The organism is Devosia nitrariae (assembly GCF_030160115.1).
Lineage (GTDB): Bacteria > Pseudomonadota > Alphaproteobacteria > Rhizobiales > Devosiaceae > Devosia > Devosia nitrariae.
Map to the genome: position 1 here is coordinate 82,173 of NZ_BSNS01000023.1, position 18,126 is coordinate 100,298.

The following is an 18,126-nucleotide window of genomic DNA, read 5'->3' on the forward strand; positions in this document are numbered from 1 at the left end:
TTACGTTCGGGCGGAAACGCGGGAGGCACCCAATGCTCGGTCTCAAGCGCGGTGTGAACGTGCTGGTCGATTACGATCCGGCCTGGCCGGCCGAGTTCGTCGCCGAGCGAGAGCGGCTGACGGCGGCGTTGGGGACGATTGCTAAGGGCATCGAGCACTACGGGTCGACTTCCGTCGTCGGCATGCGGGCCAAGCCCCTCCTCGATATTCTCGTCGGCGTTCTGCCACTGGCGGATTGGGCATGCTGCCCTGAGCCGCTGGCCGCGCTCGGTTACGACTATGCTGAGAACGCAGGCGTTGCCGGCCACTACATCTTCGGCCGGGGCCCGGAGGCGGGCGTGCGCACGCATCTGGTGCATGTGGTGGAATTCCAAGGCGAATCCTGGCGCTCGAACCTGGCCTTCCGGCAGGCCCTGCGCGGTGACGCGGCCTTGCGCCAAGCCTATGTCGCGATCAAGGAGGCGGCGGTTGCGCAAGCGCCTGTCGGCCGCGGCAAATATACGGCGCTGAAGCGCGATTTCATCGACACGGCCAAGGCTGCGCTGGCGGGGTCACCGCAAGCGGAGGACCACCCATGACCACCGAACCCATCCGAGCCGGCGGGTGCCTTTGCGGCGCGGTGCGCTATGAGGTGCGCGGCGAGCCCTATCAGGCCGGCGTCTGCCACTGCTTGACCTGCCGCAAGCTCACCGGCTCGGCCTTCTCGGTCACCGCCGACTGGCGCCTCGACCAGTTCTCGATGACCGGAGAGGTGAAGACGTTCGAGCGCCGGCAATTCTGCCCCGCCTGCGGCGCGCGCCTTTTTTTCCTCTATGACCAAGGCGTCGAGATCTTCCTCGGCACCCTCGACGAGGCGCCGAACGGCATTACGCCGTCGGTCGAGATCTGGACCAACCGCCGCGAGCATTGGCTGGCGCCCGTCGCCGGGGTCAGCCAGCATGAGGGGAATCCGCCGAAGGGTTAGAGCGGGATGCAGGGTGACCGGGAATGCGACACTGACTTCTTCCGCACCCTCGATCAGGCCCCTGCACCGCCCCAGGTGCGCGGCTCAGTCGACGGCGATCGCCTCGATTTCAACGAGAAGAGATGGCGCCGCCAGCGCCTTGACGATGAGCAGGGTGGTGGCCGGCGGAGGTGACGGCAGCGCATGGGCAGCCGCCTCCATGAAACCCGGCACCGAGCTTTCATCGGTCAGGTAGATGGTGACCTTGGCGAGGTTGCGATTGTCCATCCCAGCCTCGCGCAGCACGGCATCGAGATTGGCGACGGCGATCTTCGCCTGCTCGCCGATGTCGGCTCCGACATATCCCTTGGCATCCACGCCCACCTGCCCCGACACGTACACGGTGCGCTGCGCCCCTCGCACCTCGGCTGCCTGGCTGTAGCTGGGCGACGTCGGATAGCCGGCAGGGTTGATCATGGTGAGCATGGAGGTTTCCTGGTCAGGGAGTGTTGGCGTGGGCAGAAGCGTCGTCCCTTTGCGCGCGCAATTGCCTGAGGCGGGTGAATTCAGCCCGCACCGTCTCGGCCATCGCCTCGAGCGGCGTGCGGCTTCGCGAGAGGGTGAGGATGCCGAGATAGAGGACGAGAAGGTGCGTGGTCTCGGCATCCGATGCCTGCGGTCCGAGTTCGCGCTTCAGCACCCCGTCGATGGCATGCCGCACCATGGAGAGGGTCTCATCGATGTGTTTCGAGGCAATGCCCTCGGCATTGCCGAACTCAATGATCGAATTGGCCACCAGGCACCCATAGCCGTCGGCAAGAGGCGGCTCGAGCGCCGTAATGAACAGGCCCTCGAGATCCTCGAGCGCCGCACCCTCGCCCGCATGGACGACCAGCCGCTGTTTGACGAACCCATGGACATACTGGTGCAGAGCCGCCTTAAAGAGACCGGCCTTGTCGCCGAACGCATTGTAAATGCTGCCGGAGGCAAGCCCCGTCGCCTTTTCGAGGTCACCGATCGAGACATCCCTGTAGCCGCGCTGGCGAAAGGCGTTGGCGGCGGCAAACAGGACAGTGTCGCTATCGAATGCGCGTGTTCTAGCCATGGAGGGCATTATAGAGAGAACATTCTAGAATGCAAGTTCTAAAAACGCCTGCGTATCAGTCCAGACGCTCGGTAAGGCGCACCTCCACCTGCTGACCGGCCGCCTTTCCCAATGCCTTGCAAAGCTCGGCCTTCACCGGGAGCTTGTGGTTGCCGTCACCCAGAGGCATGAACGAGCTCGCGAAGGGCTTTCCATCGATGGTTCCGCGCACCTTCACCAGGCCACGCGTTCCAAACGTTGCTGCCGACTTCGGCCAGACAAGGAAGGTCCATCCGCCCTTGGCAGGGCTTTTCTGCAGCTCGGCGCGAAAAACCAGATCGAGTTCGGACATGGTCGGCTCCCCCTTTGAGCGTACACCACAGTGTCGTTCGACAAGGGCGCATTTCGACAGCCGCCGGACTTCGATGCCGTTACCGCGTCATCAGCGCCAGCACGCCCACCCCCAGCATCAGCACGTAGGCCATGCCAACGAGCCCGAGATAGTAGAGCATGCCCCGGTCCTGTTCCGGACCCGAAGCTCTGGGCCGCGAGCGCACCTCGGCCTGGCGTTCCGTTGCGGTCGGCGGCTCACCCGCTGCCTCCGCGTCGGTGCCAAGAGGCGCCGCTGCGGGATCGGGAAAGTTCACCTTCTCGCCGGTGCTCTCGCTGTCGATCGCCGATCGCAGCTGGTCCGTCGTCGGCGTCCGGTCACCCATGACTTTCCCCCTCAACGCTTCAGCCCGCCTCGCCCCCGGATGCCCCGGCGGATCCGACCCGGTGGTACTCGATCGTGTTGCAGAGGATTCCCTGGCAGCCTTCGATATCGATGGTGTCGGGTCCGGTCATGGTCACCGTGCCCGTGGCCTCGCCGCCGCCAAGCATCATCTTGCCCTGCCACTGGTTGGGCGCGATCATCTGCCCCTGCAGGACCTCCTCGTTCAGATAAGCAAGGTTCTCCTCGGTGCGCGACTCGCCCTGGAGATCGGTCATCACCACGCAGAGCTGCGTGCCGTCGTCGCCGCACAGCGTCATGTGGAACGACGTCCCCCATTTGTCTATCCAGTCACCCTCGATCGAGGCCTCCTGCGCCAGGGAACCGGCGGACAAGAGCACGAAGGAGAGAACGGCCAACAGCGAGCGCATGATTCACCTGCCATACAAAGGTTCACATCAGGAACGAAAGCCAACAACAAACGTGGCTCCGCACCCAGGGTTCCCCGCGGCCGCCTCGTCTTCATCTGGTTAAGCCGATCCCATCATAGAGGAACGCCGCGGCCGGATTGGGGGAAACGCCCGCCGGTGATTCCATCAGACCGCATCGCGCTCTAGACTGGCTGAGTCTTGAACCGCCAGCCGATCGGGGGATGATTTGGCCTACGAAGACCGCATTCCGGTGGATCTCACCGGCGGCTGCCAGTGCGGGGCGGTGCGTTACCGCGCCAGCGAGCGCAACGACAACGCGCATATCTGCCACTGCCGCATGTGCCAGAAGGCGATGGGCAATTATTTTGCCCCTCTGGTTTCCGTAGATCGGCGGGCCTTCACCTGGACACGGGGCGCGCCGGCGCGCTTCCGCAGCTCGGCCAATGTCGATCGCGGCTTCTGTTCGGCCTGTGGCACGCCGCTGTTCTATGACGATGTCACCAGCACCCATATCAGCATCACCCTCGGCTCCCTCGACCACCCCGAGCTGGTACCGCCGGTCACCCTCGACGGCACCCAGGGCGTGATGCCGTTTTTCGCCACGCTCCACCAACTGCCCGATACCGGCGTGACCGGCGACGACGATCCCGACTGGGCCGCGGCGATCGCCGCCAGCAACCGTCAGCATCCCGACCACGACACCGACGACTGGCCACCGGTGCATCGGCCGGGTTGAGAGGTGAGTGCGATCGCCGCCTCATCCCCAATTCTTTTGCGCATTTGAGTATTTCCGAGAATTTCCGACCCCGTGCGCTCTCATGACGAGAATTTGACAGGGGGGAACGTCCGATATTAACCGTTTTGCCTGCCGCCCCCGTGCTAACGTTACTGCAAGGCGAGCAATGCTGCCGCCTCCAACGAAATGGGATTGGGGACATAATGAACATTCCTGCATGGACTAAACCCGCGCTATATGGCGCGGTTTCTGGCGCTGTTCTTCTGGCGATCGTCGGCTTCATGTGGGGCGGCTGGGTCACTGCAGGCAGCGCGCAGGATCTGGCGACGAAGAAATCGGCTGCCGACGTGGTCGTCGCCTTGACGCCTTATTGCGTGGAAAGGTCGAGGACCGATCCTGCCCGCGTCACCGTCCTTGCAGAACTCGAGGCTGCCAGATCGACGGCCAAGCGCGCCGTCATTGAAAAGGCCGGCTGGGCGACCCCGCTCGGGTCCGAAAGCCCCAACCGCGCCCTCGCCACCGCCTGCATCACGGCCCTCGAAGCCGCCTGACGCTGGCAACGGTTGCACGCGTATCGAGAGCCGCCGGGCGATCCGCCCGGCGGCTCTCGACCACCAGCACTCCACCACCTTCGATGACACCCGGTGGGTGGGGCGGCCGTGTGCCTCCATCAATTTCATTTGGCGGTTCCGGCTCTCGGATAACCAGCCGGCTACTCCTTGCCGGATACGAAACCCGCTGCCCTCGAGGTCATACGCGCTTCCGGAAATGCCGTCGGCAGAATCGGCTCCAGCACCTCTCGAACCGTCCATTCCCGACACGCCGCCGCCCATTCGGCCATTTCGGGCTTGCCCTGCATGTGCGCCCATGTCGAGAGCGCCGACTGGCGGGCGACGACGAAGACCGCAAGTTCGGATACCGAAAGAGAAGCCATTCCGTAGCCGTCGAGGAACACCCCAAGGCGCCGGATCTGCTCCTTGCCTGAATACTCGTCGTCGTTGCCGATATCGAGCCACGAAAAAGCCGAGTAGCCGAGGTCCCAAAGCCTTGGCCCGGGCGCCAGCGTGTCGAAATCGATGATGCCGCAGGGCATCCCGTCGATGAGCACGCAGTTCGGCGGGCCCCAGTCATTGTGGCACATCACCTCTGCCCCGGCTGCCACCACCGCCGGCAGATCCACCGTCGCATCATGAAAGCGGCGCAGCAGGCGCGCTGCCTGGTGCAGTTGCTCGTCCGTGAAATGCCCGAGATCTGCGGGCACCTCTCCGGCGATGAAAGACAGCACCTCCCGGTTCATCTCATCGACGCCCAGCAAGCGCGGCGTTCCCACAAAGCCCTTTGCTTCCAGATGGCTGAGCAGGTCATGCTGCAGCGTGCGGTCGCGCGATATCGGCCGCCTGACCGTGTCGCCTATCCTGACGACCCCGGCTGTGACGCGACCACCCGTCAGCGCAATCTCAGGCTCTTCCATACCCAACGCTTAGCGCGTCGCCGCGCTCGACGCGAGAACTGAGGCGAAGCGAAGTGCCACGAGGTGGTGACAGCGCCCACCAGACGCGTGCTAGGTTCCCCGCCCGACTGTCATCTGGGAAGGACCGCATGGCCGATTTCTCGCAAAGTTATCTCGGGCAGCTGCGCCAGTTGGTCGGCGACCGCCTGCTCATCGTTGCCGGCACGCGCATCGTCATCGAGAACGAAACCGGATCGGTCCTCCTCGATCTGCGCGCCGATTTCGAGGTCTGGGCGTTGCCCGGCGACGCCTGCGAGCCGGAGGAGGATGCAGCGCAGACCATCATCCGCGAGGTGCGCGAGGAATCCGGGCTCACCCTCGAGAGCGTCACGCCCTTTGGCTTTGCCAGCGACCCGCACTGGGAAACGACCACCTTTCCCAATGGCGACGTCTGCCGCAACTTCTCCCTGATGTTCACCACGCGCGCCTTTTCCGGCACGCCGCGCCCGCTCGACGGCGAAGCCCTCGAATACCGCTGGTTCGACCCCCAGGACCTTCCCGAAATGGTGCCCAACCACCTCCGAAGCATCGAAGCCTGGATGCGCTGGAAAGCCGGCGAGGGGTTCCAGTTGATCTAGGGCAACGTACGATCGGGGTAAGACGGTCGCATTCAGGGAGAGTCGAAGCTTCTAACCGCAACCCGCGTGCTGCATAGCCGTTGCATGCGGACATGCAACACGTTCAGCGGAGGAGAAAATGGCTCGACAAGAAGGTCCCGGAGTCCCTGCTCCGTCCATGCGCGAACCCATTGGCGACTTCGATGTGGTTTCGCAAGATGAATGGAAGGCTGCCCGCGAGAAGCTGCTCGCGGAGGAAAAGACCCTGATGAAAGCCAAGGACCGTCTGGTCGCCAAACGCAGGCTCCTCCCGGTGACCGAAGTTGACCGCAGTTACAGATTCATGGGCACGAATGGCGATCGGGATCTGCTGGGGCTGTTCGAAGGACGACGACAGCTTATCGTCTATCGTTTCTTCTATGCGCCCGATGTCGAGAATTGGCCGGATGGGGCGTGCAGCGGTTGCTCGATGTTTGCTGACACCGTGGTTCATCCTGCGCACCTTGCAGCACGCGACACGACCCTCGCCTTCGTCACTGCTGCTCCTGTCGACAAGATCGAGAGCCTGCGCGAACGGATGGGATGGGATCACATCCCTTTCTATTCGCTGCCCGACGAGCGGTTCTCTCGGGATTTCGGTGTTGAAGAGCTATTCGGCCTCAACGTCTTCATCCGGCGCGGTGAACGGGTTTTCCGCACCTACTTTCTGAACGGACGCGGCATCGAGGAAATAGGTCCCGTCTGGTCATTTCTCGACATGACGCTGTTAGGTCGGCAGGAGAATTGGCAGGAGGTGCCGCCTGGGCGCCCTCAGCGCGATCCCTACACGTGGTGGCGTCTTCACGACAACTACGGCCCAATCGCTGCTCCCAACCCTCCGCAACCGAAGGGAGACGCATGAGTTGGCGAGCCTCTGAGCGTATCGCAAACGTGAGCGGCGATCTCGGGGCCGATTTCGAGGGGCAACGGGGCCGCAACCCTACGCGTTCCGCGGCGCGTGGCGGCGCTGCCGCAGGATCGTGCGTAGAGGCACGAACCCCACGGCTGCATGCCTGCCGCACCCCGCGTGCGCGTCTATGCGCCCCGGTCTGCCCAAGATCATCGGCACCATCTCACGCAAACCTGTTCTACCCGACCACCCCAAAACCACCTCTGTGAGAACGCTATTCCACCGCAGCGACACGATAGGTCGTTGCTGTTGATGCGCGATGGTGGTGGACTAAAGTCAAACGCGGGAAGGAACAGCAATGGACTACAAGTCATTGAACACCCGGCTGATGGCGCTCGTCCTCGGCGCGGTCGCGGCTCTCGCCCTCGTCATGTTCGCCAGCACCATGTTCAACGCACTCGAACCCGTCGGCGTCGCCGTCACAGGCGGCCCGGTGACGACCGCCGGCGTCTCCGCCAACTCTTAGCCTCCTCACGCAAAGCGCCATCAGCCGATCGGCCTTGGCTACCCTGATGTCAAAGCCCGGCAAGGGAGGGCCTGCCCATGGCGCGACGGGCACCTGCACTGATCTGGGCACTGAGCCTGTTCCTTCTCGCCCCGCTCATCGGCGAGTTCCTGCTCGGCAACTTGCCGATCACTTTCCTCCCGGCCCTGATCGCGCTTGCCCCCCTCTATGGTGGTGGTGCGCTTCTCATTCGCGAGACCGCCCGGCGGGCCGGGCTCGGCTGGCCGGGCATGCTCCTCCTCTGCCTCGCTTTCGGCGTCATCGAGGAAGCGTTCGTCACCCAGTCGCTGTTCGATCCCGACTATCTGGGGCTCGGCCTCACCGCCCACGCGGAGGTGCCCTGGCTCGGTATCGGCATGTGGTGGACGGTGTTCGTCCTTGGTCTGCATGCGGTGTGGAGCACGGCCGTCCCCATCGCGCTGATCGAAACGCTCGCCGGCGCAGAGCGCGAAACGTCCTGGCTCGGCAGGTTCGGGCTCGCGGTCACCGCCCTCCTTTTTCTCGCCGGCTGCGCGATGACGGTGATGTTCGAGCAGTCATCGTTCATCGCCGCGCCACACCAGTTCGCCATCGCCGCGATTGCCGTGGTGGCACTGGTCGTCGGCGCATTCATGCAGCGCGGCCGGGCAGGCGCCAACGACACCACCCGCACGGCGCCCCGCCCGCCTGTCGCCGGCCTTGCAGCCTTTGCCGCCGGCAGCATCTTCCTTGGGCTCGCCTATCTGCGCGATATTCCCAACGCCTGGGTCAGCGCCGCGCTCATGCTGCTGACGGCGGCGGCCTTCGGCCTCACGCTCCGATACTGGTCACGCCGAGACGGCTGGACGCAGACCCACCGCTTCGCCGTGGCCGCCGGGATGACCCTTACCTATGTCTGGTTCGGCTTCCTGCAGGTGCCCTCGATCGGCGGCGTCGACCTCATGACCGACCTTGTCGGCAACGCCGTGTTCTCAGCCGCAGCCATCGCCCTATTGTTCGCTGCCGGCATGCGCGTGCGCCGGGAGGGTGACGCGCGCCGGTGATTGAACGACCGGACTCATCGTTCCCGGTCACGCCAACACCCCCGGCAATTCCGCCGCGAGCGCATCGATGGCGAGGCGGATCTTTGCCGGCAGGTGCGGCGTCTCGAGCCAGAGGACGTGGTTGTCGAACACATAACCCGGGTGATCTGTCAGCAACGGCACCAGCGTGCCGACCGCAAGGCGTTCGCGCACCAGGAACGAGGGGAGCCAGGCGAGCCCCATGCCGGCCTCCGCCGCATCGGCGATCGCCTCGAGGTCGTCGAGGCGCAGTCGCGCCGGCGGCGACACCCGCGCCGGCTCCTCCCCCTCGCGCGGAAAGAGCCAGGCATGGGTCCAACCGGGCCGGCTGTAGATGATCGCCTTATGCCGTTCGAGGTCCTCGAGCTGACGGGGCCGGCCGTGTTGGGCGATGTGCGAGGGTGCCGCGCAGACGATCATGGTGTGGCGCCCGATCCGGCGCGTCATCAGCCCGGCTCCCCCCGTAAGCGTCCCGGTGCGGACGGCAAGGTCGAAGCCGTCCTCGGCAAGGTCGACGATACGGTCACCGAACGAAAGCTCGAGCTCGAGCTCCTTGTGCCGCTGCGCCAGCGGCAGCAGGATCGGCGCGATGCAGCGTCGCCCGATAAGGGCCGGCATGGTCACCCGCAGCTTGCCCACCGGCGCGCTGATCTGCCCGCCGACCAGCGCATCGGCGGCCTCGGCCTCCGCCAGCACCGTCCGGCAGCGCTCGTAATAGGCGCGCCCGAATTCGGTGAGGCTCTGGCGGCGGGTGGTGCGGTTGATGAGGCGCACCCCGAGGCGCTCTTCGAGGTGCCGCACATGCTTGCCGACCATGGGCCCGGAAAGTTCGAGCGCTTCCGCCGCCGCCGCGAATGAACCGAGATCTGCGGCCTTGACGAACACGGCCATGCTGGTCAGGCGATCCATGATTTAGAAACTCCTGGTTTCGACTCTCCTGCCTGAACGGCTGTTTATCGGCGAAAATGCCTGAGGCAAAGCTCATTGCGCTCAATTGTTTTCGGAGTTTGTGCGATGGCGCGTGTCGTTCGCTTTCATCAGCTTGGCGGTCCCGAGGTGCTGCGCATCGAGCATATCGATGATGCCGAACCCGGCCCGGGTGAGGTCCGCATCCATGTCAGGGCGCTGGGCCTCAACCGGGCCGAGGCTCTGGTCCGCCGCGGCGCCTATATCGAGACCGCGACCCTGCCCTCCGGCCTCGGCCTCGAGGCCGCGGGCATCGTCGACAAGGTCGGTGAAGGCATTGCCGGCTTCGAATCCGGCGACGCCGTCAGCGTCATACCGCCAAAGTCGATGCTCTCTTCGCCGGCCTATGGCGAACTCGTGACCTACCCCGCCGGCCTCGTCGTCAGGCACCCGCCATCGCTGTCGATGGAAGCGGCGGCCGCCAGCTGGATGCAATACCTCACCGCCTATGGCGCCCTCATCGACATAGCCGGGATGCGCAGCGGCGAACCCGTCGTCGTCACCGCCGCCTCGAGCAGCGTCGGCCTCGCCGCCATCCAGATCGCCAACGCCGTCGGCGCCATCCCGATCGCCGTCACGCGCACCTGCGCCAAGAAAGATGCGCTGCGCGCAGCCGGGGCGGCTCACATCGTCGCCTCGGCCGAGGAGGATCTCGAGCTCGCGCTACGCGAGATCGCCGGGCGGGACGGTATCCGTGTCGTCCTCGACGCAGTCGGCGGCCCCATCTTCGAGCCCCTGACGGCGGCCATGGCGCCCGGCGGCATGCTCATCGAATATGGCGGCCTCAGCCCCGAGCCGACACCATTCCCGCTCCCTGCGATCCTGCGCAAGACCCTGACGCTGCGCGGCTACCTCGTCCACGAGATCACCGGCGATCCGGCCCGGTTGGAACCGGCTAAAGCCTTCATCCTCGATCACCTGGCCACGGGCGCGCTCCGCCCGGTGATCGCCCGCACCTTTCCCTTCGAGGAGATCGTCGAAGCGCACCGCTACCTCGAGTCGAACGAGCAGTTCGGCAAGATCGTGGTGACGGTGTGAGGGCGTTGGGGCTCCTGCCGGCGCAGCTGCTCCTTCCGCGCAGGCCGGGATCCATCCTGAGACCCAGCCCCAGCCGCAAGGTGTGTGTACCGGGCACGAAACCGCAGCACCCGCACTTCCCGTGCTCGCTGATGTCTTCAGGGCTGGATCCCGGCCTTCGCCGGGATGATACCCTGTGGGTGTTGATAGATGGTGCTTCCCTACCCCCGCATCGATCGGAACGTCACCGAGTACCTCAGCTCCTCTACCGGCGGGATCGAGTGCTCCCAGAGCGTGCGCGCCTCGCCGCTGATGAGATAGGCTGAGCCCGGCTCCAGGGTCAGGTTGCGCCGCTCCCACTTCGCCCCGGCCTTGCGCCGGAAGCGCATCGTGCAAGGCGCGCCGAGCGAGATGCCGATGACCTCGTCGAACACCGCCTTGTCCTTGTGCCAGCCGATGGCGGCGCCCGGCTGGTATTCGGTCACCAGTGCCTGCTCGAGAGTTTCGGGGGGAAGCCCGCCGAACGAAGCGGCCTTGTCGCGCAGCGGCACAAGGAACGCCGGCATCGGCTCTATCCTCTCGACGCGCTCCGAGGCAAAGTCATATTTCCAGCCGAACGAAACGACCCGCCGCTTGCCGGTGAACCCGTGGAACTCGAACGCCTTGAACGGCAGCTGCGCGATTGTCTGCGTCAGCCGGTCGGCCTCGTCGACGCCCATCAGCCCCGGCTCGTAGCGCAAGCCCGGCGGCAGGTCCGGCAAAGGCTCTCCAAAGAGGTCCGGCTGGCTCATGGGGCATGAATGAGCCTCCCTCCTGCGAGGTTCCTTCGCGACAATTCCAAGGTTCTTTCGCGACAGATCAAGCTGTTGGCCTGCAGGCCGGCAGCGCGCGGTTTGCCAGATCGATTAAAATCGTGATGGATCGTTTGCGTGGATTATTTCATTTTTGTGACTTAACATCAGTGGCAACCCTGGGAGTTGCGGCCCGTGAAGCTATTGCTGGCAGTCGACATCGCCGATCGCGTCAACCGCGCGGCCGAAGCGGCCGAGACCATCGACTTCGATGCCGAAGCCGACGCGCTCATCGCGCGGCACCCGGAAGCGCACATCTCGCATAACGAGGTGGTGGCGGTGCTGATCGAGGAAATCCAGGCCTTTTCCGGCGACGAAGAGAGCAAAGACGAACCCGTGCGCGCCTGATTTGAACGGCACGGCTTTTGCGCCACCGGTGCCGTGGGTCCCACCTGAGGCCGGCCCCTTCCGATAGCCTGGGTTAACTTCTTGGCGTTCGCGGCACCGGCGGCGGGTTTGCCGCATTGGTGCTGCAGTACGCCGGGAGTAACCCCTATGGACGAATGGACTTTCGACCCGGTGGTGGCCGACGCCATCCTTCGCACGCGCAAGCTCCACCTCAAATCGCTGCGCGAGACGGCCGAATACGCCCTCGACACCAAGCTCGGCGAAGCCGATTGGGCGATCCTCGAGCCGATCTGGCGCTGGCACGACGCCATGACCAGCGAGGAACTGGAGGATCGCCTCAAGGCCGGCGCCTGACCAGGCCGGCGTCCCTGCGCAACCGCCCCGAGCAGTGCGCCCGCCCACCCTTTTCGCCGGCGCCTTCGGTGGCCACCCATTTGAACCGCCGCGCATCCCCGGCGATTACCCTGATTAGGCAATGCTGCGCGAGAAGGGAGAGGCCCATGGACTGGACGGGGATGTTCTTCCAGGGTTGGCAAGGGATCGTCAGGACGCTGGTCGTCGGCGCCCTCGCCTACATCACCCTGGTCCTGTTCCTCAGGTTTTCGGGCAAGCGGACGCTCGCCAAGCTCAACGCCTTCGACCTCGTCGTCACCATCGCGCTCGGCTCGACACTATCGGCTATCCTGCTGCAGGAATCGATCGCGCTGGCCGAAGGTGCGGTGGCCTTGGGCCTCCTCATCCTGCTGCAACTTCTCGTAGCCTGGTTGTCGGTGCGCTCGCGCCCATTCGCCCGACTGGTGCGCTCCGAGCCGACCATGCTCGCCCGCTCCGGCGCCTGGTGCGAGGAGGCAATGCACCGCGAACGGATCACCAGGGAGGAAGCGATCAGCGCCATTCGCCAGTCCGGGGGGTCGGACGTCGCCGACGCCGAATTCCTCATCCTTGAAAGCGACGGCTCGATCAGCGTGGGCCTACGCCACCAGGTGAGCCGCTAGGACGGCGCCGTCCATCTCCGGCGAACTCCCAAACCGATAAGTTCTCACCGACTTCCTTCAGCCCGCGTAAGCAAAATCGGCGCACACCACGTGGGATGAAGCTCCTCGAGGAAAAGCGCCGATTTCGCCGGTACCGCCTGCACATCGGCGCCCAGGTTGTCATCGATGACGGGCTGACGCGCGTGCCCGCGCAGGTGCTCGACGCCTCGACCTTCGGTGCCCGCATCCGCCTCGCCGAGGACGTTCCATTGCCCGCCGATTTCTACATGCTCTTTGCCCACCGCATCGAGCAGTGCCGCATGATCTGGCGGCACCAGCAGACGGTGGGGCTGGAATACGAGGATTGAGTGTCAGAGCCTCTTGAAGAGGCACCATGCCGCCCCACCCCACCGCGTATCACCGCGGTTGTGGTCGTCGCGCGCCACCCACCCACACTGAAGGTGCGCACCATTCCCCGCACCCACCGACACACCTGCCGCCGCTGCATTTTCGGAACGAACAACGCCTTGCCCGTGTTATAAAAACCAGGGGTCGTGCGGCGACCCGATACCTGTCGGCCGCCCGATCCATCTGAGGTCAACTTCTCGAGGAGGACACCATGGGTTTTGACGGGATAGGCTGGCTCGCAGCGATCATCATCGGCGGTCTCGCCGGCTGGATTGCCAGCATGATCATGAAGACCGACACCAATATTTTCCTCAATATCATCCTCGGCATCGTCGGGGCAGCGATCGCCAGCTTCCTCTTCGGCATCCTCGGCATCTCGTTCGGCGGCTGGCTCGGCTATCTCATCGCCGGCCTCGTCGGCGCCTGTATCTTGATCGCCGTGGTACGGGCTGTAAGACGCTAGCGCGTTCACCGATCGCAGCATGGGGGCCGCTGGGCGGATGAGCCCGGCGGCTCTTTTTGCTCTCTGTTGGTGGGTGAAGCACCAGACCACCCCAGCCACCGCATCCCACCCCCGCGCAGGCGGGGCCCGGCCCTGATCACCTCACCAGGCACGAAAAGTCCGGCACGGCCTGACACAGTGCAATTTCGCTTCTGCCTTCAGTTGGTTGCCGAAACCAATCTCCTCTCCGACCATTGTCCGGTCAAGGCATCTCTAAAGGAGATCACCATGCGTAAACTCACATCCTTCAACTTCGTTTGCGCCCTCGCCTGTGCACCCGCCGCGCTCGCCCAGGAAGCGACCATCTCGGTCGACATCTCCGCCATCTCGGCCGACCTGGCGACGGAACTTGATGTCGAGGCGAACGAGCTGCCGACCGCCGTCATGGTCTCGCCCGATGTCGCCGCCGTCGTCTGCGGCGTCGATGTCAGCTCGCTGACCGACACGTGCGTCGCTACGACCTCGAGCACCGAGCTGACGACGCAGCTCGGAAGCGAGATCGAGATCGAGGTCGAGAGCAACGGCGCCACCGAATCCGGGCAGGACGAGGGAGACGAGGGAGACGACGGCTACTGACGCCGCGGCCCGACTGGCGGGCCAGATCAGGAAGGACGAGAATCGGTCCGGCCCGTGCGGCCGGGCCCTTCTCCATGAAAAGCCGTGTCATCGGGATTCCCGGTCGGGTGAAGTACCGGGGGAGCGACGTGATGACCCGTTGCGCCATTCATGCCGGCTTCCCCGCCGCCGTGTCCGCAGCTACGGTGGCGCGGCCGCTGTTCGAGGGCCTTAGCGTCACCGAGAAGCTAAAAGCCCGATGCGGCCAGGACCGACTGATAGGAAGAGCACATCATGATACTTGAGACCTGGGTTTACCGCTGCCTGCCGGGACGACTGCCGGCCCTTCTCGCCCGCTTCGAAAACGCCACGATCGAACTCTTCCACAAGCACGGCTTCAAGCCGCTCGGATTTTTCACCACCCTTGCCGGCCCCTCGCACCAGTCGCTGACCTACCACCTGCAATGGGACAGCCTCGAGCAGCGCGAACGCTGCTGGGCGTCCTTCATCGCCGATCCGGAGTGGCACAAGGCGCTGGCCGAAAGCGAGAAGGATGGTCCGCTCTTGGTCGACAGGTCGAACACCCTGCTGCGCCCCACCAGCTTCTCGCCGATGCGCTAGAGGCAAGCTGGGCAAACAAGCCCCAAAGCATCATCCTGACGATCTTCCGCCCAGTCGAGCTGCCGGGGCGCAACGGAGAGTGTCGCGGGGCCGCATCCTGCTCGATCATGACCGATTTCTGGACATCAATCAGCGGCCCCTTCTTTCGCAGCATCGTTTCCGAGCGGGCGCACATGCTGCTCGCCGTTAAACCCGCAACAGCATCAGGCAGTTGAAGCCCCGGGCCGCGCGGTCGCCACAGCTGGCTGCCCGCCCGCGCCTGACACCTCGCTGACACAAGGCGTCATCCACATTTCATGATGAATTTCATAAGCTTATGGCCATCCGGGGCTCGCAAAGGAGATTACCATGCGTAAGTTGCAAGCCATCATGGCCATATCGGCCCTCGCTTTGACGCCCGCCGCGCTCGCCCAGGAGATGACGATCATCGTCGACCTCTCCGACATCTCGGCCGATCTCGCCGCCGAGCTCGAGATCGAGCTGGAGGAGGTGCCGACAACGGTGAACCTCTCACCGGACATCGCCGCGGTCGTCTGCGGTGTCGATGCCGGCTCGCTGGCCGACAGCTGCATCGCCGTCACCTCCAGTGCCGAGCTCACCGCCCTGCTCGAGGACGAGCTCGATGGCGACGAGGACACCAACAGCGCCGCCGCGTTCGCCCCCGGCCAGCAGGAAGGCCCTGCCCGCGACTTCGCCCCCGGCCAGCAGGACGGCCCGGCGACCGACTTCGCCCCCGGCCAGGTCAAGAAGGACATCGGCGGCGATGACGACCTCGATGAGGAGGACGACGTCACCAGCCGCGGCAACAGCGCCAATGCTCCGGGTCTCCAGGAAGGCGACGCCCGCGATCACGCCCCCGGCCAGACGAAGCAGGACGAGCACGACGGATCCGATTCCGCCAGCGATGAGGACGACTCCAGTCCCTCCGACGACGCTCCCGGTCAGAACAAATAGCCGGACGCACTATCGACAGCCCGACCCAGGCGGCCGGGCTTTCGCCGTGACGGCCGCTGGCACCAAGCCCACCGCACCCACCGGGTGTCACCCCAGCGCAGGCTGCTGCGGGTGACCCCGAGTTGTTGATCGTTGCGGGCAAGAGCACTGGCGCCAAAGATGCGCACCAGGCCCCTCACCACGTACAAAAACTGCGGCTGCGCCTCCAAAAACTCCGCTCATTTGCCACCACCGCGTCAACCCTTTCCCCACCATCCGCAAAGTTGATCATTGCTTGACCCGCAATGCCGCTGTTGCTTGTCCATGGCGGATCTTGGGGAGGGCCTGGCGATGAGGCGCGGGCTGCCGTTTCCGATTCAACTGGGCGCCATGGCGGCCATCGGCTTTGCCGGCATGTTTGCCCTGAACTGGGCAACGACCGATGCTGTCGGCGCGGCCCAGACGCTGCTCGGGCAACCCTCCACCGACTGCCGCATCAAGGGCAACATCTCGCACGGCGGCTCACGCATCTATCACCTGCCCGGCCAGGACTATTACTACGTTACGCAGATCCGCCCCGAATACGGCGAACGCTGGTTCTGCAGCGAGGCCGAGGCCCTGGCGGCCGGGTGGCGGCGATCGAAGGTTTAGTTCGGGCGCCAAGCTGGTCTACCCCACCGACGGGATGGCGACAGAGCCGACGCCGCATGGAGGTACCCTCTCCCCCCACCCACTGGCTGTCATCCCCGCGTAGGCGCCGCCTGCGCGGGGATGACATGCGGTGGATGGTGGAGCAGCAGTGCGGGAGCCGCACCAATGCCGCACGGATACACCCCTCAAGCCACCTTCTCCAGGTGCTTGACCGGCACCTCCACCGCCCGCGCCTCCCCGAACAATTCCAGCATGATCGTTGCCATCGGCCCGTTGATCTCCTCGACCGTCACCATCCGGTCACGGAACGGCCCCTCGACGATCTCGACTTCATCCCCGGCAGAAAATTCCTTGCCCGAGGCCATGAAGCGCTGCTCGGCCGGGGCGTGCGCCTCGCTGACGATCCGGTGCTTGACGCCCTTCTCGATCGTGCGCCCGCCTTTGACGCGCACCTCGACCGTCTCGATGGTCAGCCGCCCATTGGGGATGCGGGCGCGAAAGCGCGCCATGCGCCCCTCCTCGATCAACTGCGGCACGCCGCCGATGCCGACCACGGCCTTGACCAGTGAGACCGAGAACACCCGGTGCCAGGGCACCGGCCCGGCAAAGCCGGCGAAGACGTAGCGCGGCGCCACCGGAAAGGCGAACTCCTCCTTGGTCTTGGCGTAGCGGTTCTTGCGGCGCCAGCGGGTTTCCGTCGGCACATAGACGTCCGCCCCCACCTTTTCGAGCAGGAACGCTGCCACATATTCCTTCTGCGCCGGAACGACGAGCACGTACCAGTTGCGCTTAAAGCCTGTCATGGCTGCTGCCTCCTCTTTTCCTGCTGATGGGGCCGCGCCTGCGGCCGGCGCCGGTCGTATTCGCGCAGCGCCGCGAAGATCTCAGCCATTGAGGCCGTGGGGCCGAGGCCGAGGCGGTATTCCTCGGCGATCTCGCGAATGCGGGCGATGAACGCCGCCCGCGCCGAGCCGGAAGATGAACTGTGCGGGGAATAGGTCATGGTGCCCTCCTCTCGGCGGCTTTCGGCCGCTGCAGGGCACGCCATCGCCTCACCCACCGGCTGTCATCCCGGCGCAGGCCGGGACCCAGCCCTGAACATCTCAACACGCGCGGAAAGTGCGGTTGGCTGGTGATCCCGCCCCATCCACGCACCTTGCGGCTGACGCGGTATCTCGGGATGGTTCCCGGCCTGCGCCGGGATGACATCGAGGTGGTGGGAGCATCAGTGCAGGAGGCGCGAAGGCGGTTCATAAGGACCACCCGCCCCATGCAACCGCCCTCCCGGCCAGCCGTTGAGCTACGCTTGTCCTCCAAAGGGACCGACCGATGCTCGACACCACCAACCGATGGAAGCGACCCGTGACCATCATGCTTTCCGGCGTGCGCAACGACGTCACCGGACCGGTGCAGGCGCGGCACATCCTCCTGGTCGATTGGCCGGCCGAGCGCACGGACAAGCACAAAATCGCCAGCGACATCTGCCTTGCCGCCATGGAGGGCGCCGATCCCGAACCTGCCTGGATCGCCTTCATGGAGGCGGCGATCGAGGCCGGCATCTTCGTCGAGTGAGCGCCTCCGCCCGCTCCGATGACATGACCCAGGAGGTGAGGCTGATGGCCCAGCGCCCCAATGATTTGCCGCATGACGATCCGATCGAGCCCGAGGAGCCGGGTCCCGTGCCGCCGATGCCCGGGGAACCGGGCCGGCCGCAGGAGCCGCCGACGCCGTTCCCTGACCAGCCGCCGGGCGAAGTACCAGAGCCGCAATACCCGCCCGACCGTGACCCGTTCCCCGATCGCGATGTGCCCAAGGAGCCTTTCTGAGCGTGAC

Annotated in this window: 30 protein-coding genes; 20 read left to right on the plus strand and 10 right to left on the minus strand. The window is 65.1% G+C overall.

Translation table 11 applies throughout. The annotated features are described in order from the left end of the window. Positions 1-32 precede the first annotated feature (32 nt). Both QQK18_RS22525 and QQK18_RS22530 read left to right on the plus strand, forming a co-directional pair. Positions 33-578, plus strand: a complete 546-nt coding sequence (locus QQK18_RS22525; protein WP_284342642.1) for a GrpB family protein — start codon at positions 33-35, stop codon at positions 576-578. After that, positions 575-964, plus strand: a complete 390-nt coding sequence (locus QQK18_RS22530; RefSeq protein ID WP_284342643.1) for a GFA family protein — start codon at positions 575-577, stop codon at positions 962-964. The genes QQK18_RS22525 and QQK18_RS22530 overlap by 4 nt, the downstream gene beginning before the upstream one ends. 84 nt (positions 965-1,048) lie before the next feature. On the opposite strand, the gene QQK18_RS22535 is transcribed toward QQK18_RS22530, so the two are convergent. From QQK18_RS22535 to QQK18_RS22555, 5 genes are all read right to left on the minus strand, one after another. Next, entirely contained in the window at positions 1,049-1,429 is a 381-nt protein-coding gene (locus QQK18_RS22535; protein WP_284342644.1) for a RidA family protein, read from the minus strand. Between the two features lie 13 nt (positions 1,430-1,442). Continuing rightward, positions 1,443-2,048 (minus strand): TetR/AcrR family transcriptional regulator, encoded by a 606-nt coding sequence (locus QQK18_RS22540; RefSeq protein ID WP_284342645.1) that lies wholly within the window; start codon positions 2,046-2,048, stop codon positions 1,443-1,445. 55 nt (positions 2,049-2,103) lie between these two features. Next, the gene (locus QQK18_RS22545) at positions 2,104-2,379 is read right to left on the minus strand and encodes a DUF1905 domain-containing protein (RefSeq protein WP_284342646.1); all 276 of its coding nucleotides are present in this window, start codon (positions 2,377-2,379) and stop codon (positions 2,104-2,106) included. A gap of 79 nt (positions 2,380-2,458) precedes the next feature. Continuing rightward, the gene (locus QQK18_RS22550; RefSeq protein WP_284342647.1) at positions 2,459-2,743 is read right to left on the minus strand and encodes a hypothetical protein; all 285 of its coding nucleotides are present in this window, start codon (positions 2,741-2,743) and stop codon (positions 2,459-2,461) included. A 19-nt stretch (positions 2,744-2,762) separates the two neighbouring features. Further along, positions 2,763-3,170: a hypothetical protein gene (locus QQK18_RS22555; protein ID WP_284342648.1), complete on the minus strand. Its 408-nt coding sequence runs from the start codon at positions 3,168-3,170 to the stop codon at positions 2,763-2,765. Between the two features lie 226 nt (positions 3,171-3,396). Here QQK18_RS22555 and QQK18_RS22560 point away from each other — a divergent pair, with 226 nt between their 5' ends. Further along, entirely contained in the window at positions 3,397-3,906 is a 510-nt protein-coding gene (locus tag QQK18_RS22560) for a GFA family protein (RefSeq protein WP_284342649.1), read from the plus strand. Positions 3,907-4,109: 203 nt separating this feature from the next. Then, entirely contained in the window at positions 4,110-4,457 is a 348-nt protein-coding gene (locus tag QQK18_RS22565; protein WP_284342650.1) for a hypothetical protein, read from the plus strand. A 161-nt stretch (positions 4,458-4,618) separates the two neighbouring features. Here the strand turns inward: QQK18_RS22565 and QQK18_RS22570 are convergent, their stop codons facing one another. Then, a complete protein-coding gene (locus QQK18_RS22570) occupies positions 4,619-5,377 on the minus strand; it encodes a phosphotransferase (RefSeq protein WP_284342651.1) in 759 nt (252 codons plus the stop codon). Positions 5,378-5,505: 128 nt separating this feature from the next. On the opposite strand from QQK18_RS22570, the gene QQK18_RS22575 reads away from it, so the two are divergent. The 4 genes from QQK18_RS22575 (at position 5,506) to QQK18_RS22590 (ending at position 8,449) form a co-directional block, all read left to right on the plus strand. Further along, complete coding sequence (locus QQK18_RS22575) at positions 5,506-5,994, plus strand: NUDIX domain-containing protein (protein ID WP_284342652.1); 489 nt, start codon at positions 5,506-5,508, stop codon at positions 5,992-5,994. A 157-nt stretch (positions 5,995-6,151) separates the two neighbouring features. Continuing rightward, the gene (locus QQK18_RS22580; protein WP_284342653.1) at positions 6,152-6,874 is read left to right on the plus strand and encodes a DUF899 domain-containing protein; all 723 of its coding nucleotides are present in this window, start codon (positions 6,152-6,154) and stop codon (positions 6,872-6,874) included. A 346-nt stretch (positions 6,875-7,220) separates the two neighbouring features. Then, on the plus strand, positions 7,221-7,388 hold the full coding sequence (locus QQK18_RS22585; protein WP_284342654.1) for a hypothetical protein: 168 nt from the start codon (positions 7,221-7,223) through the stop codon (positions 7,386-7,388). Positions 7,389-7,465: 77 nt separating this feature from the next. Continuing rightward, a complete protein-coding gene (locus QQK18_RS22590) occupies positions 7,466-8,449 on the plus strand; it encodes a hypothetical protein (RefSeq protein WP_284342655.1) in 984 nt (327 codons plus the stop codon). A 27-nt stretch (positions 8,450-8,476) separates the two neighbouring features. On the opposite strand, the gene QQK18_RS22595 is transcribed toward QQK18_RS22590, so the two are convergent. Further along, positions 8,477-9,376, minus strand: coding sequence for a LysR family transcriptional regulator (locus tag QQK18_RS22595; protein WP_284342656.1), 900 nt, complete (start codon positions 9,374-9,376; stop codon positions 8,477-8,479). Positions 9,377-9,481: 105 nt separating this feature from the next. Between QQK18_RS22595 and QQK18_RS22600 the strand changes: the two genes are divergently transcribed. Then, complete coding sequence (locus QQK18_RS22600; RefSeq protein WP_284342657.1) at positions 9,482-10,471, plus strand: zinc-dependent alcohol dehydrogenase family protein; 990 nt, start codon at positions 9,482-9,484, stop codon at positions 10,469-10,471. Positions 10,472-10,671: 200 nt separating this feature from the next. Here the strand turns inward: QQK18_RS22600 and QQK18_RS22605 are convergent, their stop codons facing one another. Further along, positions 10,672-11,241 carry an alpha-ketoglutarate-dependent dioxygenase AlkB gene (locus QQK18_RS22605; RefSeq protein ID WP_284342658.1) on the minus strand — a complete coding sequence of 190 codons (570 nt, stop codon included), beginning with the start codon at positions 11,239-11,241 and terminating at the stop codon, positions 10,672-10,674. Positions 11,242-11,436: 195 nt separating this feature from the next. On the opposite strand from QQK18_RS22605, the gene QQK18_RS22610 reads away from it, so the two are divergent. From QQK18_RS22610 to QQK18_RS22650, 9 genes are all read left to right on the plus strand, one after another. Beyond that, positions 11,437-11,649, plus strand: coding sequence for a hypothetical protein (locus QQK18_RS22610; protein WP_284342659.1), 213 nt, complete (start codon positions 11,437-11,439; stop codon positions 11,647-11,649). Between the two features lie 147 nt (positions 11,650-11,796). Next, positions 11,797-12,003: a hypothetical protein gene (locus QQK18_RS22615; protein WP_284342660.1), complete on the plus strand. Its 207-nt coding sequence runs from the start codon at positions 11,797-11,799 to the stop codon at positions 12,001-12,003. 146 nt (positions 12,004-12,149) lie between these two features. After that, positions 12,150-12,644 carry a DUF421 domain-containing protein gene (locus QQK18_RS22620; protein WP_284342661.1) on the plus strand — a complete coding sequence of 165 codons (495 nt, stop codon included), beginning with the start codon at positions 12,150-12,152 and terminating at the stop codon, positions 12,642-12,644. A gap of 95 nt (positions 12,645-12,739) precedes the next feature. Beyond that, a complete protein-coding gene (locus QQK18_RS22625; RefSeq protein ID WP_284342662.1) occupies positions 12,740-12,991 on the plus strand; it encodes a PilZ domain-containing protein in 252 nt (83 codons plus the stop codon). 251 nt (positions 12,992-13,242) lie between these two features. Continuing rightward, complete coding sequence (locus QQK18_RS22630) at positions 13,243-13,494, plus strand: GlsB/YeaQ/YmgE family stress response membrane protein (RefSeq protein ID WP_284342663.1); 252 nt, start codon at positions 13,243-13,245, stop codon at positions 13,492-13,494. 267 nt (positions 13,495-13,761) lie between these two features. After that, complete coding sequence (locus QQK18_RS22635) at positions 13,762-14,109, plus strand: hypothetical protein (protein ID WP_284342664.1); 348 nt, start codon at positions 13,762-13,764, stop codon at positions 14,107-14,109. Positions 14,110-14,382: 273 nt separating this feature from the next. Further along, the gene (locus QQK18_RS22640; protein WP_284342665.1) at positions 14,383-14,709 is read left to right on the plus strand and encodes an NIPSNAP family protein; all 327 of its coding nucleotides are present in this window, start codon (positions 14,383-14,385) and stop codon (positions 14,707-14,709) included. Between the two features lie 348 nt (positions 14,710-15,057). Next, positions 15,058-15,663 carry a hypothetical protein gene (locus QQK18_RS22645; protein WP_284342666.1) on the plus strand — a complete coding sequence of 202 codons (606 nt, stop codon included), beginning with the start codon at positions 15,058-15,060 and terminating at the stop codon, positions 15,661-15,663. Positions 15,664-15,993: 330 nt separating this feature from the next. After that, entirely contained in the window at positions 15,994-16,293 is a 300-nt protein-coding gene (locus QQK18_RS22650; RefSeq protein WP_284342667.1) for a sunset domain-containing protein, read from the plus strand. Positions 16,294-16,478: 185 nt separating this feature from the next. On the opposite strand, the gene nusG is transcribed toward QQK18_RS22650, so the two are convergent. Together nusG and QQK18_RS22660 are read right to left on the minus strand one after the other, a co-directional pair. After that, positions 16,479-17,096: a transcription termination/antitermination protein NusG gene (gene nusG / locus QQK18_RS22655; protein ID WP_284342668.1), complete on the minus strand. Its 618-nt coding sequence runs from the start codon at positions 17,094-17,096 to the stop codon at positions 16,479-16,481. After that, positions 17,093-17,296, minus strand: coding sequence for a hypothetical protein (locus tag QQK18_RS22660; protein ID WP_284342669.1), 204 nt, complete (start codon positions 17,294-17,296; stop codon positions 17,093-17,095). Before QQK18_RS22660 ends, nusG begins: the two co-directional genes overlap by 4 nt. Positions 17,297-17,622: 326 nt before the next feature. Between QQK18_RS22660 and QQK18_RS22665 the strand changes: the two genes are divergently transcribed. Together QQK18_RS22665 and QQK18_RS22670 are read left to right on the plus strand one after the other, a co-directional pair. After that, complete coding sequence (locus QQK18_RS22665; protein WP_284342670.1) at positions 17,623-17,865, plus strand: DUF982 domain-containing protein; 243 nt, start codon at positions 17,623-17,625, stop codon at positions 17,863-17,865. Positions 17,866-17,909: 44 nt separating this feature from the next. After that, entirely contained in the window at positions 17,910-18,119 is a 210-nt protein-coding gene (locus QQK18_RS22670) for a hypothetical protein (protein ID WP_284342671.1), read from the plus strand. The last annotated feature ends 7 nt before the right edge of the window (positions 18,120-18,126 follow it).

Coding starts and splice junctions, on each gene's coding strand:
- QQK18_RS22555 (WP_284342648.1), bottom strand. CDS start 3,170: ATGCGCTCGCTGTTGGCCGTTCTCTCCTTCGTGCTCTTGTCCGCCGGT.
- QQK18_RS22530 (WP_284342643.1), top strand. CDS start 575: ATGACCACCGAACCCATCCGAGCCGGCGGGTGCCTTTGCGGCGCGGTG.
- QQK18_RS22600 (WP_284342657.1), top strand. CDS start 9,482: ATGGCGCGTGTCGTTCGCTTTCATCAGCTTGGCGGTCCCGAGGTGCTG.
- QQK18_RS22535 (WP_284342644.1), bottom strand. CDS start 1,429: ATGCTCACCATGATCAACCCTGCCGGCTATCCGACGTCGCCCAGCTAC.
- QQK18_RS22580 (WP_284342653.1), top strand. CDS start 6,152: ATGCGCGAACCCATTGGCGACTTCGATGTGGTTTCGCAAGATGAATGG.
- nusG (WP_284342668.1), bottom strand. CDS start 17,096: ATGACAGGCTTTAAGCGCAACTGGTACGTGCTCGTCGTTCCGGCGCAG.
- QQK18_RS22545 (WP_284342646.1), bottom strand. CDS start 2,379: ATGTCCGAACTCGATCTGGTTTTTCGCGCCGAGCTGCAGAAAAGCCCT.
- QQK18_RS22550 (WP_284342647.1), bottom strand. CDS start 2,743: ATGGGTGACCGGACGCCGACGACGGACCAGCTGCGATCGGCGATCGAC.
- QQK18_RS22630 (WP_284342663.1), top strand. CDS start 13,243: ATGGGTTTTGACGGGATAGGCTGGCTCGCAGCGATCATCATCGGCGGT.
- QQK18_RS22645 (WP_284342666.1), top strand. CDS start 15,058: ATGCGTAAGTTGCAAGCCATCATGGCCATATCGGCCCTCGCTTTGACG.
- QQK18_RS22670 (WP_284342671.1), top strand. CDS start 17,910: ATGGCCCAGCGCCCCAATGATTTGCCGCATGACGATCCGATCGAGCCC.
- QQK18_RS22650 (WP_284342667.1), top strand. CDS start 15,994: ATGAGGCGCGGGCTGCCGTTTCCGATTCAACTGGGCGCCATGGCGGCC.
- QQK18_RS22615 (WP_284342660.1), top strand. CDS start 11,797: ATGGACGAATGGACTTTCGACCCGGTGGTGGCCGACGCCATCCTTCGC.
- QQK18_RS22540 (WP_284342645.1), bottom strand. CDS start 2,048: ATGGCTAGAACACGCGCATTCGATAGCGACACTGTCCTGTTTGCCGCC.
- QQK18_RS22635 (WP_284342664.1), top strand. CDS start 13,762: ATGCGTAAACTCACATCCTTCAACTTCGTTTGCGCCCTCGCCTGTGCA.
- QQK18_RS22575 (WP_284342652.1), top strand. CDS start 5,506: ATGGCCGATTTCTCGCAAAGTTATCTCGGGCAGCTGCGCCAGTTGGTC.
- QQK18_RS22665 (WP_284342670.1), top strand. CDS start 17,623: ATGCTCGACACCACCAACCGATGGAAGCGACCCGTGACCATCATGCTT.
- QQK18_RS22595 (WP_284342656.1), bottom strand. CDS start 9,376: ATGGATCGCCTGACCAGCATGGCCGTGTTCGTCAAGGCCGCAGATCTC.
- QQK18_RS22660 (WP_284342669.1), bottom strand. CDS start 17,296: ATGACCTATTCCCCGCACAGTTCATCTTCCGGCTCGGCGCGGGCGGCG.
- QQK18_RS22570 (WP_284342651.1), bottom strand. CDS start 5,377: ATGGAAGAGCCTGAGATTGCGCTGACGGGTGGTCGCGTCACAGCCGGG.
- QQK18_RS22640 (WP_284342665.1), top strand. CDS start 14,383: ATGATACTTGAGACCTGGGTTTACCGCTGCCTGCCGGGACGACTGCCG.
- QQK18_RS22525 (WP_284342642.1), top strand. CDS start 33: ATGCTCGGTCTCAAGCGCGGTGTGAACGTGCTGGTCGATTACGATCCG.
- QQK18_RS22590 (WP_284342655.1), top strand. CDS start 7,466: ATGGCGCGACGGGCACCTGCACTGATCTGGGCACTGAGCCTGTTCCTT.
- QQK18_RS22605 (WP_284342658.1), bottom strand. CDS start 11,241: ATGAGCCAGCCGGACCTCTTTGGAGAGCCTTTGCCGGACCTGCCGCCG.
- QQK18_RS22585 (WP_284342654.1), top strand. CDS start 7,221: ATGGACTACAAGTCATTGAACACCCGGCTGATGGCGCTCGTCCTCGGC.
- QQK18_RS22565 (WP_284342650.1), top strand. CDS start 4,110: ATGAACATTCCTGCATGGACTAAACCCGCGCTATATGGCGCGGTTTCT.
- QQK18_RS22625 (WP_284342662.1), top strand. CDS start 12,740: ATGAAGCTCCTCGAGGAAAAGCGCCGATTTCGCCGGTACCGCCTGCAC.
- QQK18_RS22620 (WP_284342661.1), top strand. CDS start 12,150: ATGGACTGGACGGGGATGTTCTTCCAGGGTTGGCAAGGGATCGTCAGG.